The organism is Brachyspira sp. SAP_772 (assembly GCF_009755885.1).
GTDB lineage: Bacteria > Spirochaetota > Brachyspiria > Brachyspirales > Brachyspiraceae > Brachyspira.
The window spans coordinates 1-656 of sequence record NZ_VYIX01000221.1 but is presented as its reverse complement, the minus strand read 5'-3'; the positions used below and the strand labels follow the sequence as shown (position 1 = coordinate 656).

Annotated in this window: 2 pseudogenes; both read left to right on the top strand. The window is 27.7% G+C overall.

The features are described 5' to 3' along the window. Nucleotides 1-457 (top strand): annotated as a pseudogene (locus GQX97_RS13680) (hypothetical protein); the annotation flags it as partial. 3 nt (nucleotides 458-460) lie between these two features. Next, nucleotides 461-656 (top strand): annotated as a pseudogene (locus tag GQX97_RS13675) (hypothetical protein); the annotation flags it as partial.

The following is a 656-nucleotide window of genomic DNA, read 5'->3' as shown; positions in this document are numbered from 1 at the left end:
AATTAAAGAAGCTGCAGATAGATTAGAAACTAATTTTACAATTACAGAAGAGCATATTAAAAAATCTGGTGCTTATCAATTGCAGGTTTCTTCAGTGCCTCCTGATAAAGCAGAGGAATCTGATTGGGTTAGTGTTATACCAAATAATGAAATAAACTCTGTTATAGGCTGGCAGAGCGGAGGGGCTGATTTATTTACTTTCAATAATAAAATAGTTCGTTTGGTGGATTATGATAGAGTCTTTCAAATAGATAATCAGTATGAAACATCATTAAATCTTTCAAAGCAATATTATGATATGCTTAAAACAGCAGAAAATATTGAGATTTATAAACAATATAATTATTATTATTTATATTATAAAGCAATAGCTGATATGTTAAAGATGATAAAAGATAAAGGAAATAATTATTTTTATCCTGACGAGGCTGTTACACATTATACTTTTGAGCTTTAAGTTATGGATTTTTTAATGAAGAGATTATTGTTTATATTTACATTAGCTTTTTTTAATTCGTTGAATTTATTTTCGCAGTTTTTTCCGCCTGCAATACCTAGTGTTGATTATGGAACTTTTATTAATGAATATATAAACTCAACAGGAATCTACAAAGATATAYCTGARTCAGCATTAGAAATATTAATAAACAGCAAGC